Source organism: Achromobacter sp. SIMBA_011, from assembly GCF_046535435.1.
Taxonomy (GTDB): Bacteria; Pseudomonadota; Gammaproteobacteria; order Burkholderiales; family Burkholderiaceae_B; genus Achromobacter; species Achromobacter dolens.
In genome coordinates, this window is sequence record NZ_JAWRWN010000614.1 from 1 (window position 1) to 265 (window position 265).

The window sequence follows — 265 nt, forward strand, 5'->3', positions numbered from 1 at the left end:
GGCGGCAATATCGCGCCGCTGCCCATCGTCACCGGCGCGCTGGGCGTGCAGCTGTTTCACCTGAACCTGATATGGGGCATCGTCGCCATCCTGGTCGGCCACCTGGTCGGCGGGGTACTGATGGCACTGCACTCGGCCCAGGGCCCGCAAATGGGCATCCCGCAGATGATCCAGAGCCGCGCCCAGTTCGGCACCCTCGGTGCGCTGCTGGTGGTGGTGATCGCCGGCGTCATGTACATCGGCTTCTTCGCTTCCAACATCGTGC

General features: G+C 66.0%; 1 protein-coding gene. It reads left to right on the top strand.

What is annotated here, in order from left to right:
- A partial coding sequence (locus SB816_RS32395) for a cytosine permease (RefSeq protein WP_410548297.1) occupies positions 1-265 on the top strand: 265 nt, incomplete at both ends.